The organism is Streptomyces sp. NBC_00691, assembly GCF_036226665.1.
GTDB lineage: Bacteria > Actinomycetota > Actinomycetes > Streptomycetales > Streptomycetaceae > Streptomyces.
The window spans coordinates 2308295-2323389 of the sequence record NZ_CP109007.1 but is presented as its reverse complement, the minus strand read 5'-3'; the positions used below and the strand labels follow the sequence as shown (position 1 = coordinate 2323389).

At 73.6% G+C, this 15095-nt stretch carries 14 protein-coding genes and 1 riboswitch; of the genes, 5 read left to right on the top strand and 9 right to left on the bottom strand.

Features of this window, described 5'->3' with window-relative positions; genetic code table 11:
• Positions 1-5: 5 nt before the first annotated feature.
• The 4 genes from pknB to thiO form a co-directional block, all read right to left on the bottom strand.
• Positions 6-1925, bottom strand: coding sequence for a Stk1 family PASTA domain-containing Ser/Thr kinase (gene pknB / locus OG392_RS10440; protein WP_329277873.1), 1920 nt, complete (start codon positions 1923-1925; stop codon positions 6-8).
• Between the two features lie 110 nt (positions 1926-2035).
• Positions 2036-2830: a thiazole synthase gene (locus OG392_RS10435; protein WP_329277872.1), complete on the bottom strand. Its 795-nt coding sequence runs from the start codon at positions 2828-2830 to the stop codon at positions 2036-2038.
• 5 nt (positions 2831-2835) lie between these two features.
• Entirely contained in the window at positions 2836-3036 is a 201-nt protein-coding gene (gene thiS / locus OG392_RS10430) for a sulfur carrier protein ThiS (protein WP_329277870.1), read from the bottom strand.
• Positions 3033-4307, bottom strand: a complete 1275-nt coding sequence (thiO, locus tag OG392_RS10425) for a glycine oxidase ThiO (protein WP_329277868.1) — start codon at positions 4305-4307, stop codon at positions 3033-3035. Before thiO ends, thiS begins: the two co-directional genes overlap by 4 nt.
• Positions 4305-4418: riboswitch (TPP riboswitch) on the bottom strand. Its footprint overlaps the gene before it by 3 nt.
• Positions 4419-4500: 82 nt before the next feature.
• On the opposite strand from thiO, the gene OG392_RS10420 reads away from it, so the two are divergent.
• From OG392_RS10420 to OG392_RS10400, 5 genes are all read left to right on the top strand, one after another.
• On the top strand, positions 4501-5727 hold the full coding sequence (locus OG392_RS10420; protein ID WP_329277866.1) for an NAD(P)/FAD-dependent oxidoreductase: 1227 nt from the start codon (positions 4501-4503) through the stop codon (positions 5725-5727).
• Positions 5728-5770: 43 nt separating this feature from the next.
• Complete coding sequence (locus OG392_RS10415; RefSeq protein ID WP_266965117.1) at positions 5771-6136, top strand: Rv2175c family DNA-binding protein; 366 nt, start codon at positions 5771-5773, stop codon at positions 6134-6136.
• 141 nt (positions 6137-6277) lie between these two features.
• A complete protein-coding gene (thiE, locus tag OG392_RS10410; protein ID WP_329277861.1) occupies positions 6278-6937 on the top strand; it encodes a thiamine phosphate synthase in 660 nt (219 codons plus the stop codon).
• Positions 6938-7086: 149 nt separating this feature from the next.
• Complete coding sequence (gene metF / locus OG392_RS10405; RefSeq protein ID WP_329277859.1) at positions 7087-8001, top strand: methylenetetrahydrofolate reductase [NAD(P)H]; 915 nt, start codon at positions 7087-7089, stop codon at positions 7999-8001.
• Positions 8002-8055: 54 nt separating this feature from the next.
• Positions 8056-8892, top strand: a complete 837-nt coding sequence (locus OG392_RS10400; RefSeq protein WP_329277857.1) for a hypothetical protein — start codon at positions 8056-8058, stop codon at positions 8890-8892.
• Positions 8893-8934: 42 nt separating this feature from the next.
• On the opposite strand, the gene OG392_RS10395 is transcribed toward OG392_RS10400, so the two are convergent.
• The 5 genes from OG392_RS10395 to OG392_RS10375 form a co-directional block, all read right to left on the bottom strand.
• Complete coding sequence (locus OG392_RS10395; RefSeq protein WP_329277855.1) at positions 8935-10377, bottom strand: phytoene desaturase family protein; 1443 nt, start codon at positions 10375-10377, stop codon at positions 8935-8937.
• A gap of 42 nt (positions 10378-10419) precedes the next feature.
• Positions 10420-11067: a DUF4126 domain-containing protein gene (locus tag OG392_RS10390; RefSeq protein WP_329277853.1), complete on the bottom strand. Its 648-nt coding sequence runs from the start codon at positions 11065-11067 to the stop codon at positions 10420-10422.
• Positions 11068-11339: 272 nt separating this feature from the next.
• Positions 11340-11948, bottom strand: coding sequence for a TetR/AcrR family transcriptional regulator (locus OG392_RS10385; protein WP_329277851.1), 609 nt, complete (start codon positions 11946-11948; stop codon positions 11340-11342).
• Between the two features lie 43 nt (positions 11949-11991).
• Positions 11992-14088 carry a YhgE/Pip domain-containing protein gene (locus OG392_RS10380; protein WP_329277848.1) on the bottom strand — a complete coding sequence of 699 codons (2097 nt, stop codon included), beginning with the start codon at positions 14086-14088 and terminating at the stop codon, positions 11992-11994.
• Positions 14060-15082 (bottom strand): ATP-binding cassette domain-containing protein, encoded by a 1023-nt coding sequence (locus OG392_RS10375; protein ID WP_329277847.1) that lies wholly within the window; start codon positions 15080-15082, stop codon positions 14060-14062. The genes OG392_RS10380 and OG392_RS10375 overlap by 29 nt, the downstream gene beginning before the upstream one ends.
• Positions 15083-15095: the final 13 nt, after the last annotated feature.

The window sequence follows — 15095 nt, the reverse complement described above, 5'->3', positions numbered from 1 at the left end:
AGTTTCTACAGTCCCTTGATCGTGATCGTGACGGTGGAGCCCTCGGGCGCGGTCGAGCCGCCCTTCACGGACTGGCCCGTGACCTCGTTGCCCAGGTAGGGGAAGGACTTCTTGACCTCCACCGTGAAGCCCTCGTCCTCCAGGGCCGTACGGGCGTCGTCGACCGTCTCGCCGACGACGTCAGGTACCCCGACGAGCCGGGGGCCCTTGGAGACGGTGAGCGTGACGGTGTCGCCCTCGGCGGCCCGGCTGCCCTCGGCGAGCGACTGGGCGGCGACGGATCCGGCGGCCTCGGGGGAGTTGATCCGCTCCGGGGCGAGGACCACCTTGAGCCCCTCGCCCTGGAGCAGGGCCGTGGCGTCGGCGACGGTCTCGCCGGTGACGTCGGGGACGTCGATCGGGGCGCCCTTGCTGACGACCAGGGCGACGGCCGAGTCGGGAGCCCGCTCGGTGCCGGGCTCGGGGTCGGAGCCGATGACGGCCCCCTGGGCGACGGTGTCACTGAACTTCCGCGTGATCACCCCGGCGACCAGGCCCTCGTCCGCGAGGACGCGCTTCGCCTCGGCGAGCGGCTTGTTCTTGAGGTTGGGCACCTTCACGATCTCGGGACCGCGGGAGAGGGTCAGGGTGACCGTGCCGTTGCCCCGGAGGCGCTCGCCGGGGGCCGGGTCGACGGCCATGACGCTGCCGCGCTCGTACACGTCGCTGAACGCGCGCTTCGTCGTGCCGACCTCGAGACCCGCGTCGGTGATCCGCCGGGTCGCCTCGGTCTCCGTCTGGCCGAGCACGGCGGGGACCCGGGTGAACTGGCCGGAGTTGATGTACCAGACACCGGCGCCCAGACCGAGGGCGAGCAGAACGCCCACGACGAGGAGCAGGGGGCCGCGCGGGGGCCGCGGGCGGCGGCGGCCGGGTGCGGGCGGCTCGGGGGCCGGCAGCCGGTTCGTGTGCAGGACCTGGTGCGCGTCGGGCTCGTCCCCGGTGCCGGCCGGTACCGCCCGGGCGATCACGCTGGTCCGGTCGTCCGTGGTGTCCCGGGCCCCGGACCTGGCCTGTGGGGGCACGGCGTCCAGCTGCTCCTCGCGGAGCGCGGCGCGGGCCTCCCGCAGCAGGGCGAGCAGGGCGACGGCGTCGTACGGGCGGACCTCGGGGTTACGGGCGGTGGCCGCCGCGACCAGCTCGTCCAGCTCCACCGCGAGCCCGGGAACGTTCGCCGAAGGGGCGGGCACGTCGGTGCTGAGGTGCTGGTAGAGCACCTGGGCCGGCGTGTCGCCGGAGTGCGGCTTGCCGCCGGTCAGCATCTCGTAGAGGACGACGCCGCAGGCGTACACATCGGCACGGGTGTCGGCGGTGCCGTGCTCGATCTGCTCCGGCGCCAGGTACGAGACGGTCCCGAGGACCGATCCGGTGGTGGCGGTCGCCGAGCCCACGGCCCGGACGAGACCGAAGTCGGCGACCTTGACCCGGCCGTCGTCCCCTATCAGGACGTTCTCCGGCTTCATGTCCCGGTGCACGAACCCGGCCCGGTGCGCGGCGCCGAGCGCGGCGAGCACCGGCTCCAGGATGTCCAGGGCGGCCCGGGGCGGGAGTGCGCCTCGCTCGCGCAGGACGTCACGGAGGGTGCAGCCGGCGACGTACTCCATCGCCAGATAGACGTACGCGCCCTCGGCGCCCTGGTCGAACACGCCGACGACGTTGGGATGCGAGAGGCGGGCGACGGACTTCGCCTCGCGGATGAAACGCTCGACGAACGCGGCGTCGGTGGCGAGGGCGGGGTGCATCACCTTGAGCGCGAGAACGCGGTCGAGGCGGGTGTCCACGGCCCGGTAGACCGTGGCCATCCCGCCGACGGCGATGCGCGCGTCGACGCGGTAGCGGCCGTCGAGCAGCCGCCCGACGAGGGGGTCCTGAAGGGTCGTGTCCACGGCGTCGAGTCTACGAGGGGGCAGGTGGGGGTCGGTCCGTACGCCCCCGACTGCGACCCACCTGTGACGAGCCCCGCACGAACCCGCCCGCCTCCGGTGCGGCCCCTCGGTCAGAAGGCGGGGCGTTCCGGGTCCAGGGCCGGGCGGCCTTCCCGCGGGGACGACGCCTCCGCGAAGTGGCGGCGGGGGATCCGCCCCGCCCGCCACGCCAGCCGCCCGGCCTCCACCGCGTGCCGCATCGCCGAAGCCATCAGGACCGGCTCCTGCGCCCGCGTCACCGCCGAGGCCAGCATCACCGCCGCGCACCCCAGCTCCATGGCGAGCGCCGCGTCCGACGCCGTGCCGGCCCCCGCGTCGAGGATCACCGGCACCCCGGCCCGTTCCGTGATCAGCTGGAAGTTGTGCGGGTTGCGGATGCCGAGCCCGGAGCCGATCGGGGAGCCGAGCGGCATGATCGCCGCACAGCCCACGTCCTCCAGCTTCCGCGCGAGGACCGGGTCGTCGTTGGTGTAGGGGAGGACGGTGAAGCCGTCGTCGACCAGCGTCTCGGCCGCGACGAGGAGCTCCTCCCCGTCCGGCAGCAGCGTCCGCTCGTCGGCGACGACCTCCAGCTTGATCCAGTCCGTGCCGAGGGCCTCGCGGGCCAGACGGGCGGTCAGGACCGCCTCGCCCGCCGTGAAGCAGCCCGCCGTGTTGGGCAGGACCCGGATGCCGAGCCGCTCCAGGACGGAGAGGACCGAGCCCTGGACGGTCGGGTCCAGCCGCCGCATCGCGACCGTCGTGAGTTCCGTGCCGCTGGCGACCAGCGAGCGTTCCAGGACGTCGAGGCTGGGCGCCCCGCCGGTGCCCATGATGAGCCGCGAGGAGAATTCCGTACCGCCGAGGGTGAACACGTCGTCGGACATCGCGCTCAGCCTCCCTGGACCGCGGTGAGGACTTCCACCCGGTCGCCTTCGCCGAGGAGCGTCGTCTCCCATTCGCCGCGCGGTACGACCGTCTCGTTGAGGGCGGCGGCGACCCCGGAGCGGGCCGTGGTCAGGGTCGCCACGAGAGCGTCGAGGGAGAGGGGGCCGGAGAGCACGCGGGCCTCACCGTTCACGGACACGTTCATGCGGGCTGCTCCTGACGTACGGGGGAGAAACGGCGGGGGGTGAAGGGGCGGGCCTCGTCGGGGAGGGCCCCGGTGGTGAGCACCTCGGCCATGACGTCGCCGGTGACCGGGGTGAGCAGGACCCCGTTGCGGTAGTGGCCGGTGGCCAGGTGCAGGCCGGGCAGGGCGGTGGGGCCGAGCAGCGGCGCGTTGTCGGGCGACGCGGGGCGCAGGCCCGCCAGGGTCTCGGTCAGCGGCAGCTCGGTGAGCCCGGGGACGAGCTCATGGGCGTCGCGCAGCAGCTCGTACACCCCGCCGGCCGTCACCGTGGTGTCCCAGCCGAGTTCCTCGCTGGTGGCGCCGACGACGAGTTCGCCGTTCTCGCGGGGCACCAGGTAGACGTGACTGCCGCGGACGACGGCCCGGACCGTCCGGGAGAGGAAGGGGGCGTACGGGGCCGGTACGCGCAGCCGCAGCACCTGCCCCTTCACCGGGCGCACCGGCGGAAGCACCTCGTCCGGCACGCCCGCGAGTCGGCCGCTCAGGCTGCCGGCGGCGAGGACGACCTGGTCGGCCCGCAGTTCCCCGCCGCCCGCGAGCACGACACCGCGTGCCCGGTCCCGTGCCACCGTCAGGCGCTGCGCGAGGTCGCGGTGGAAGACCACGCCGGCCCGTTCGCAGGCGACGAGGAGCGCGGCGGCGAGCCGGCGCGGATCGACCTGGTGGTCGCCGTCCACCCGGAGCCCGCCGCGCACTCCCGGGGCGAGCATCGGTTCGAGGCGGCGGCACTCGCGGCCGCTGAGCCACTCCGAGGTGAGCCCGCAGCGGGACTGCAGGGCGTGCAGTTCGCGCAGATGCGCCCGGTCGTCGGCGTCGAGGGCGACGGCGAGGGTGCCGCAGGCGCGGTAGCCGACGTCGTGGCCGGTGGCCTCCTCCAGCTCGGCGACGAACGCGGGATAGCGGGCGGCGGAGGCGAGGTTGAGCCCGAGGAGGGTCTCCTCGCCGTAGTGGAGTTCGGTGACCGCGGCGAGCATCCCGGCCGCGACGTGTGCGGCGCCGCCGCCCGGTGCCGGGTCGATGACGGCGGTGCGCAGGCCGCGGCGCGCGGCCCGCCAGGCCGTGACCAGGCCGATGATGCCGCCGCCGACGACGAGGACGTCGGCGGTGTGACCGCCTGCCCCGCGGACGTCGGCGGCGTGGGCACCGTCCCCGCGGACGTCGGACGAGCCGGGCTCCGGCACGTCCGCCCCGGACGCGTGGCCCTCGGACACATGGACTTCGGAAGAACGCATGGGCGTCCAGCCCCTCCCTTCGCCGGCATGACCCGGATCAGGTTCGTACGGTCGGAGGCCGTCCCAGCCTCCCTCTCAGCCCGGTGCGTCCGGGCTCCCGCGAGTGCTTTACGCCCGACACCCTAGCTTCCGCCTCCGGTGGGCCGCAGACCCCTCCCTTCCTGACGGTTCGTCAGATGCGTAAGCTGGCCGGGTGAGCGAGCAGAAGCAGGCACAGCACCACGTCGTGATCGTCGGCGCCGGGATGGCGGGCGTCCAGACCGCCGTCGCCCTGCGTGAACGGGGCTTCGGCGGCCCGGTGACCCTCATCGGGGCCGAGCCCCACCAGCCGTACGACCGGCCCCCGCTCTCCAAGGCCGTCCTCCTCGGCAAGGCCGAGGGCTCCGCCTTCGACATCGACTTCGAGGAACTCGGCATCGAGCTCCGCCTCGGCCTCGACGTCACCGGGCTGCGCGCCGGCGACCACGAGATCGACACCGAGGCCGGGCCCGTCGCGTACGACACCCTGGTCATCGCCACCGGCGCCCACCCGATCACCCTGCCCGGCACCGAAGGCGTCCCCGGGGTCCATCTGCTGCGGACCCTCGACGACGCCGTCCGCCTCGGCCCCGTCCTGGAGCGCCGGCACAGCGTCGTGGTCGTCGGCGCCGGCTGGATCGGCGCGGAGTTCGCCACCGCCGCCCGCGAGGCCGGCTGCGCCGTCACCGTCGTCGAGGCCGCCGACCGCCCCCTCGCCGGAGCCCTGCCCGCCGAGGTCGCCACCCCCATGGCCGAGTGGTACGGCGAGAACGGCGCCGAACTCCTCACCCACGCGCGCGTGGACACCGTCGAAGCGGGCAGGGTCGTCCTCGCCGACGGCCGCGAGCTGCCCGCCGACGCCGTCGTCGTCGGCATCGGCGCCCTCCCCTCCACCGGATGGCTCACCGGCTCCGGGATCGCCCTCGACCCGAGCGGCGCCGTCACCGCCGACGAGCGGCTGCGCACCGATCTGCCCGATGTGTACGCCGTCGGGGACTGCGCCTCCTTCCCCTCCGCCCGCTACGGGCGACGCCTCCTCGTCCACCACTGGGACAACGCCCTCCAGGGCCCCCGCACGGTCGCCGCGGCGATCACCGGCACCGGCGCGGAGGAGGAGTCCGGGCCGTACGACCCCGTCCCGTACTTCTGGTCCGAGCAGTTCGGCCGCTTCGTCCAGTACGCCGGACACCACGCGGACGCGGACGAGCTCCTCTGGCGCGGCGACCCGGCGGAGAAGACCTGGTCCGTGCTGTGGCTGCGCGCCGGCGTCCCGGTGGCGCTGCTCGCGGTCGGCCGCCCGCGCGACCTGGCCCAGGGCCGCAAGCTCATCGAGACGGCCACCGCCGTCGACCCCGTGCGCGCGGCGGACCCTTCCGTCCCCCTGAAGACGGCCGTCCTCTAGGGCCCGACTACCGGCTGTCAGTCCGGGATGGCAGGCTTGTCCTGTGACCGAGATTGACGTAAAGATCGATGCGCTCGTCCCCGCCTGGCTCTATGTGCCCGACATCGCGGAGATGCTCGATGTCGAGGTGACGCGCGTGCGGCAGCTGATCAAGGACGGTCAGCTCATCGCCGTGCGCCGTGGAGAGAACAACGCCCTGCAGATCCCCGCCGCCTTCATCCAGGGCGACAAGATCGTCAAGGGCCTCGTCGGGCTCCTGACCGTGCTGCGGGACGACGGCTTCACCGACGAGGAGATGCTGGAGTGGCTCTTCACTCCGGACGAGAGCCTGCCGGGCACGCCCGCGCAGGCGCTCAACGAGAACCGCGGCACGGAGGTGAAGCGCCGCGCCCAGGCGCTCGCCCTCTGACGCGGCACCGAAGGACACCATGAGCGGGTGTCGCGGCGACCGGCCCCACGGCCGGTCCGCCGCGGCCCCGTGCCACCGGCGCGGGGAACCCCGCGCCACCCACGGGGAACGCCCCCGTGCCACCGACGGGGGGAACCACCCATGCCCACGCCTCGTGAGCTGCTCGCCGACGCCCGGCTCTACCTGTGCACCGACGCCCGGAAGCGCCAGGGCGACCTGCCCGCCTTCCTCGACGCCGTGCTCTCCTCCGGCGTGGACATCGTGCAGCTCCGCGACAAGGGCATGGAGGCCGGTGAGGAGCTGGAGCACCTCGCCGTCTTCGCCGAGGCCGCCCGCCGGCACGGCAAGCTCCTCGCGGTGAACGACCGGGCCGACGTCGCCCACGCCATCCGCTCCGACGTGCTGCACCTGGGCCAGGGCGACCTGCCCGTGCCGGCCGCCCGGGCGATCCTCGGCGGCTCCGACGAGGTCCTGATCGGCCGCTCCTGCCACGCCGAGACCGAGGCGGCCGCGGCCGCCGTCGAGCCCGGCGTCGACTACTTCTGCACCGGACCCTGCTGGCCCACCCCCACCAAGCCCGGCCGGTACGCGCCGGGCCTCGGCCTCGTGCGGTACACGGCGGGCCTGGCCCAGGACCGCCCCTGGTTCGCGATCGGCGGCATCGACGAGACGAATCTGGACGAAGTCCTGGACGCGGGCGCGCGCCGGATCGTCGTCGTCCGGGCGATCACCGAGGCCGACGACCCGGCCGCCGCGACGGCCGCCCTCGCCAAGCGGGTGCGGGAGCGCGCGGGGGAGTAGGGCCTCCGCCCGGCGGCTCGGGGCTTCCCGCGCGACCCGTTCGGCCGTCGGAGGTTCGTCCAGCGATCCGCCCCGCCGGCTGTCCAAAACTGTGTCCACCACTCGGACGCCGTTCACGCACCTCCGCGCAGCCCGTCTAACCTGCCCGTATGGCCCTTGGTACCGCTTCCGTCCGTTCGGACCGCGCCCGCACGGTCCGCGAGATCCTCGCCTCCGGCGGCACGTCGTACTCCTTCGAGTTCTTCGCGCCCCGGACCGAGAAGGGCGAGCAGGTCCTCTGGAACGCGATGCGACGCGTCGAGGCGGTCGGCCCCAGCTTCGTCTCCGTGACCTACGGCGCCGGCGGCTCCACCCGCGGCGGCACCGTCAAGGCCACCCAGAAGATCGCCTCAGACACCACGCTCACCCCGGTCGCCCACCTCACGGCCGTCGACCACTCGGTCGCCGAGCTGCGCAACGTCCTCGGCCAGTACGCCGACGCCGGCATCCGCAACATGCTCGCCGTCCGCGGCGACCCGCCGGGCGACCCGCTGGGGGACTGGGTCGAGCACCCGGAGGGCGTGAAGTACGCCGCCGACCTCGTCCGGCTGATCAAGGAATCGGGCGACTTCTGCGTGGGCGTCGCCGCCTTCCCCGAGATGCACCCCCGCTCCCTCGACTGGGACACGGACATCCGGCACTTCGTGGACAAGTGCCGCGCGGGCGCCGACTACGCCATCACCCAGATGTTCTTCGACCCCGAGAACTATCTGCGGCTGCGGGACAGCGTCGCCAAGACGGGCTGCGAGACCCCGATCATCCCCGAAGTCATGCCCGTTGTGAACGTGAAGACGCTCGGCCGGCTGCCCCAGCTGAGCAACGCCCACTTCCCCGCGGATGTGAAAGAGCGCATCCTCGCCGTCAAGGACGATCCCGCCGCTGTACGCTCCATCGGTATCGAGTTCGCGACGGAGTTCTGCGCGCGGCTGCTCTCCGAGGGTGTCCCCGGACTGCACTTCATCACGCTGAACAGCTCCACCGCGATCGAGATCTACGAGAATCTCGGACTGCACCAGCAGTCGTGACCGGTCGTACCCGCCCCGACCCGCGGCGGTGACCGTGGAGAGGGGCGGCGGGGCATGGGGTGGACGGTCCTCTACATCGCATTCGGCGTGGTCGCGCTGTGGCTGCTGGGGGAGGTGCTCCTGCAGTACAAGGCGCGACTCCGCTGGCGTGTGCTCGCCTTCTGCGGCTTCCTCGGCGTGGTCCTCGGCGTCCTGACGTCCATGGTGGCGGTCATCATCGTCGGCGCGGTCGCCTTCGCCGTCGGCCAGACCTATGTGACGCTCTCCTTCCGCCGCGGCTTCTCCACCGGCTGGGCGCTCGGCGGCAGCCCGGGCGCGAGCCGTCGCCGCAGGTCCGCCGCCCCCGCGCAGGCCGGCCCCACTCTTGAGGTCACCGAGCTCTCCTACGAGTCCGAGGAGACCCCGTACGCCGGACCGGAGGAGGCCGAGGCTCCGTCCGCCGCCGGGAGCACCGCGGTCTACGAGCCCCTGCCGATGCCCGAGGACACCGGCCAGTACGGCGTCTACGACCTGGGCCAGGGCCAGACCCCCCACGGCGACGCCTCCCCGACCCCCGGCACCGGCTACGAGACGGGCTACGCGACCGGCGGGTACGACCCCTACGCGCCCGGGTACGACCAGCAGCAGCCCGCCTACGACTACGGCCAGCCCGCCGGGCAGCAGCAGTACGCCGCCTACTCCGACCCGTACATCGGCCCCGGTACGGACGGCCAGCAGTACGGCTCGTACTACGGCGACCCGTACGCCCCCTCGTACAGCTACGACACCCCGCCCGGCGGGGTCTGGGTCCCGCAGCAGCGCGACACCGACCAGCCGCAGCAGCAGCCGCAGGGACCCGGCCAGTACGGCTACGAGCCCTACCCGGACGACCAGCAGCAGTACCGCTACTGACCGACCGTGGGGCCCGGCGCACGCGCCGGGCCCCACGTCCGTCTACCGGGAGCCGCGGAAGTCCGCGCCCTCCACGATGAAGCCCGCAACCAGGGCGCCCGACATGCCCGCGTGGGCGAGCCCGCCGCCCGGGTGCGACCAGCCGCCCGCGAACCAGAGGCCCGGCAGCGGCGAGCGGTTGCCGGCCGGAAGCAGCCGCCCATCCGCCCCGGCGAGCGCGGGCCCCGGCACCTCGGCGACGCCCGTGTCCCGCCGCACGTCCTCCGGGGTGCGCACGTGCTGCCACAACAGCCGCTCCCGCAGCCCCGGAACCGCGTGTCCCGCCGCCTCGACCATCCGTCCCGCGAAGGCCTCCCCCGCGGCCGCGTCCCACTCCGGGGACGTACGGACGGTCGCCGTGACCGTCACCGACTCGTGGTCCGCGTCCGGGCGCAGCGCCGGGTCGTCCGGGCGGAGCACCGTCACCGTCGGCCGCTCGCCCGCCGCGTGGACGACGGTGCGGTGGACCGCCTCCGCCTCCCGGGCGCCGCGCAGCGCCAGACAGACCGTCACCCGGCCGGTCCCGGTGACCTGGTGGTGCGGCCACTCGTCGCCGTGGCCCCACGCGACGACGTGATCGCGGTAGAGCGCCGGCACCGGGGCCCCGGAGACGACATGGTCGGCCTCGACGCTGTCGCCGCCCGCCAGGCGCACCCCGACCGCCCGGCCGTCCTTCTCCAGGACGTCCTCCACGGGCGTGTCGAAGACGAACTCGACACGCCGCTTCCGGCAGCGCTCGTACACCGCGTCGGCGAGCGCCCGCAGGCCCCCGCCCACGTACCAGCTGCCGAAGGTCTGCTCCATGTAGGGCAGGACGGCGGCCGAGGCCGGGGCCGTCGCCGGGTCGAAGCCGTACGACCACGCGTACGCGTCGAGGAGGGCGGCGAGCCGGGGGTCGCGCAGCTCGCGGGCCCCGACCTGCGCGAGCGTCGTCGTCGGGCGGCGCAACAGGCCCGCCTTCAGGGCCGGGTACGGCTCGCGGCCCAGGGGCGCGGGGTCGGCCGGCTGCGGCTCCTCCAGGAGCGGGCGGCGGGTGCGGTCCCAGGCCTCGCGGGCGCGGACCAGGAAGTCGCCCCAGCGCTCGCCCGCGCCCGCGCCGAGCGCGGCGTCCAGGGCGGCGAGCGTGCCGGCCCGGGAAGCGTTCGGCAGGTCCACGCGGGTGGCGTCGGCGAAGACATGACGGCTCGCCGGGTCGACCTGCGTCAGCGTGACGCACTCCTCCAGCGGTTCCTTGCCGGTCTTCACGAACAGGTCCCGGTAGACCGCCGGCAGATGCAGCAGCCCCGGGCCCGTGTCGAACGCGAAGCCGTCGCGCGCGAAGCGGCCGACCGCCCCGCCGTACGTCGCCCCCCGCTCGTACACCGTCACCCGGTGGCCCGCCACGGCCAGCCGGGCCGCCGCCGCCATGGCGCCGAGTCCCGCGCCGATCACCACAATCCGTGCCATGCCAGCGACCTTATCCGGCGCGTCGGACCGTCCCGAACGGGCTCAGAAGTGTTCCGAACCGTCGCCGGACGGCGGCCGGGCGCGGGCCCGGGCCTCCCCGTCGGCGAGCCGTCGCTCCTCGCGCCGCTGCGACCGGCGGCGCAGGAAGCGGCGGATCCGCCGGGCGAGGAAGATCAGTATCACCAGGCCGCCGATGAGCAGCACGCCCGCGATGCTCGCCGCCGCCACCGGATGGAAGAGCGCGAAGGTGACGATGGCCGCCACCCCGAGGTCCTCCGCCAGGCTCAGCGCGACATTGGAGAACGGCTCGGGCGTGGTGTTGACCGCCATTCTCGTCCCGGCCTTGACGAAGTGGCTCAGCAGGGCCGTCGAACCGCCGACCGCGCCCGCCGCCAGCTCCGGCAGCGAGCCGTTCTGCCCGGCGAGCAGCGCGCCGACCACGGCCCCCGCGATCGGCCGGATCACCGTGTGGACGGAATCCCATATCGAGTCGACGTACGGGATCTTGTCCGCCACCGCCTCGCACAGGAAGAGCACGCCGGCCGCGACGAGGACATCGGTGCGCTGCAAGGACTCGGGCACCTCGTCGGTGAGCCCGGTCGCGCCGAATACGCCGAACAGCAGAACCACCGCGTACGCGTTGATCCCGCTCGCCCAGCCGCTGGTGAACACCAGGGGGAGTACGGACACGCCCGCGATCGTAACCAGTCTGAGTATCCGTACCTAGGGGGCGAGATGAGTAGGTACGCGGATGAGCGGAGGCCGCCGAGACGGAAGAGTGGAGTCCACGGAAGGGGCGCGGCCCCGGGAACCGCCGACACGGGGCGGCGGAACCGGGGTCGCGTGCCTGCCGCAACGGGGCACGGGGGTGTCACGGGGGACGTACGGCGAAGGCCGGTCCGGCGAGGCTCGGGGGGATCGAGCCTCGACGGACCGGCCTTTCGCCGTACGCGGTGCGGGGGCTAACGCCCGCCCACCCGGCCGTGCAGCAGCCGTGACAGCGCCGCGTGCACGTCGTCGAGGGAACGCTCGCTCTGGAAGGCCTGCCAGTCGAGGGCCGCCACGAGCACCATCCCGACCAGTGCCGCCGCCGTCAGCTGGACGTCGATCTCCTCGCTCAGCTCACCGCCCGCGACCGCCTCCCGCAGCACCCCCTCGACCACCGCGACCGCCTCCTGGCGGACGACCAGGAGGGTGGAGTTCCAGGCGCGGTTGGTGCGCCAGAGCTCGGCCACGTAGAGCTGGGTGAAGGCCGGGTAGCGGTCGATGAAGACGAGGCCCGCCCGGATCATCGCGTCCAGAGCGTCGACCCGGCTCCCGCCGCGCCCGGCGGTCTCCTCGGCCGCCGTCCGCAGCGAGGCGGTGAGCAGCGACACCCCGTGGCGCAGCAGCTCCTCGAAGAGCTCGGTCTTGCTCTTGAAGTTGTAGTAGACCGTGCCCTTGGCCACGCCGGCCCGCTCGGCGATCTCGTCCACCGTCGTCGCGGAGAAACCCTGCTCCGCGATGAGGGTGACGGCCGCCTCGTAGAGCTTCGCGCGCGTGGCCTGGCGTCGGGTGCTGCTGCTGTCCATGGGGTCGATTCTCACAGGTGTCGCGGGTCTCACAGGCCCCGTCTCACAGGGTCAGTTCGGGGTGGAGCCGGTCGAGCGTCCAGACCTGCTTCCTGCGGGCCGACACCGCGGTCAGCGCCAGGGCGCCCACGGTGAACGCGGCGAGCACCGCGCAGGCCTGCCAGACGGGCCCGATCCCGCCGCCGGAGATCAGCCGGCGCAGTGCCTCGACCACGTAGCTCATCGGCAGGAAGGGGTGGACGGCGTTGAAGAAGCCCGGACTGGTCTGGACGGGGTACGTGCCGCCCGCCGAGGTCAGCTGGAGCATCAGGACCGCGAGGACGAGGATCCGGCCGGCCGCGCCGAAGCGGGCGTTGAGCCACTGGATGATCGCGGAGAAGCAGCAGGTGACCAGGGCGAGGAAGCCGACGGTACCCGCGGCGCGGTCCATCTGGAGTCCGAGGCCCCAGTGCAGGACCGACATGAGGGCCGCGACCTGGAGGACGCCGATCGCCGCCACCGGGAGCCAGCCCGCGAGGGCGATCCGCCAGGCGGAGCCGCCGGCGGCCAGCGCACGCCGGTTGAGCGGCTGGATGATCATGTACGCGACCATCGCGCCGACCCAGAGGGAGAGCGGGATGAAGTACGGGGCGAAACCGGTGCCGTAGTTCGGTGCCTTGTGCAGCGACTGGGAGGCCAGCTGCACGGGGTCTGCCATGACCTCCGTACGCCGGTCGCGGTCCTGCTCGTCGTAGTCGGGGATCCGGTCGACCCCGTCCTTGAGGCCGGAGGCCAGGGTGCCCGAACCGTCGGCCAGCTTGAACAGGCCGCCGTCGAGGTCGCCCGCGCCCTTCTTGAGCTTTCCGACGCCGGTGTCGAGGTTCACGGAGCCGGTCCTGGCGCCGCTGATGCCGGTGTGCAGCTTCTCCGCGCCGGCGGAGACCTTCTTCGCGCCCGCGTTGAGCTCGTTGATCTTCCGGATGGCGTCCTCGACGTCCTCGTCGAGGTGCGGGGCGCGGCGGGCCAGCTCGTCGGCCTGCCGTGTGAGCTTCGCGAGCCGCGCGTCGAGGGTCTTGAGGTCGCCGTCGCCGCCCTTGGTCAGCTCGTGGACGTCGTCCGCGATGGTGGCGACGTCGCCGGCCGTGACCGAGGCGTCCTTGAGCGCGGCGCAGAGGGCGGGGAACTCGGTGGCGGCCTCCGGCTTCGCCACGCACTCCTCCTGGAGGGCCTTGGCCAGCTTGTCGTCGGCCACGTGCGCCGCGCTGCGGATCACCGGGGCGCGCTTCACCAGGTCGTCGAGGTTGTGGCGGACCGCGGTGGCGGAGTCCGAGACGAGTCGCGCGGTGTCGCGGATCGACCGGCCGTTGTTCGCCAGATAGGGGCGGACCTTGTCGGCGTTGCCGTTCACCTTGTCGGCGAGCCGCTGCGTGCCGTCCGCGACCTTGCGGGAGCCGCTCTGCAGGTCCTTGGCGCCCTTGTCGAGCTTCTTCATTCCCGCGGCCAGGTCACCGCTGCCGGCCTTGGCGTCCTTGAGGCCGTTCGCCAGGTCCTTCGAGCCCTTCTTCGCCTTGTCCACGCCCTGCTTGAGGTCGCCCGCGCCCTTGGCGGCCTTCGCGGTGGCGTCGTGGATGTCGGAGAAGGAGATGAAGATCTTGTCGAGGAAGGTGCGGGAGGACTTGGTGGAGGCCGCGGTGCGGACCTCGGAGAACACCGTCCGGGAGATCTGCCCGACGATGTAGTTGTTGGCGTCGTTCGTCCGCACCCGCAGGGCGCCGGTCTCGGGGGAGTCGCCCGAGCTGGAGGCGATGCGCGAGCTGAAGTCGCCCGGCATGGTCAGGGACAGGTAGTACGTGCCGTCCTCGACGCCCTTGCGCGCCTCGGCGTCGCTCACCCGGTGCCAGGCGAAGGTCTTGCTGTCCAGCAGCCCCTTGGTGATGTCGTCACCGGCGTTGATCTTCTTGCCGTCGGTGGTGGCGCCCCGGTCCTCGTTGACGAGCGCGACGGGGATCTTGTCGAGCCTGCTGTACGGATCCCAGAACGAGTACAGGTACAGGGCGCCGTACAGCAGGGGCAGCAGCAGGATCGCGACGAGCGCGGCGCGCGGCAGCTTTCCCCTGCCGAAGCGCTTCAGCTCAAGCGCGGCCAGTTTCGGCGAGCGCATCGGCCGCCCCCTCCTCGGTCGTGTCTTCGGTGGAGTGCCCGGCGAGGCCGCCGTCGGCCTCGCCGGCGGCATCGGCGCTGTCGGCCTCGCCGTGCTTGCCGTGCTTGCCGGGTGCCTGGGCCCCGGGCGCCTTGCGGTCGGCGTCTGCGTCTGCGTCTGCGTCGGCGGTGTCGGTGCCAGCGGCGGTGTCGGTGTCGGCGGTCCCGGCCGCGGTGCCGTCCGGGCGCGCCTCGGTGCCGGGCGCGGTGTCCGCCGTCGGCTCGGCGGAGACGGCGGCCGTGGCGGCGTCGAGCGTGGTGATCCGCAGGGCGTCCTCGGGGGCCTCGCTGCAGACCGCCAGGACGGTCGTCCCCGAGTCGGCCACCGAGCGCAGCAGCGCCCAGGCCTCGGCGCGGTCGGCGTCCGAGAGCTTCAGGTCCGTGTCGTCCACGGCGAGCAGCCGGGGCCGGCCGATCAGGGCCAGGGCGATCGAGAGCCGGAGGGCTTCGAGCCGTTCCAGATCCCGTACGGAGGTCCGCTCGCCCTTCGGCAGTGCGGACAGGTCGAGCCCCGCGGCCGTCACGGCCTCGTCGATCCGGACCCGGGCTGACGCGCGCCGCTCGGACGGGCGCCGCAGGAACGTCCGGACGGAGCCGTCGAAACGGCGCTGGAGCAGGGCCCGCTCGCCCAGGTGCTCGGCCACCGTGAAGGCGGGATCGAGCTCGCTGACCCCGGGGACGTGCGCCAGGGCGCTGATCCGGCGGACCGCGGCCATCCTCTTGGGCAGCGGCAGGCCGCCGACCTCGGCGGTGCCCTCTTTGACCTTCATCCGGCCGGTGAGCGCGAGCAGCAGGCAGGTGCGGCCCGAGCCCGAGGGCCCCTCGATCGCCACCAGCGTGCCCGGCTCGGCCCGGAACGAGACCTCCCGGAATGCCCAGCCGCGCGGCCCTTTCAGCCCGAATCCGTCCGCGACGACGGCGGCGCCGTGCGGTCGCTCCTCGGCTTCCGCTCCCACGGATCCACCCCCC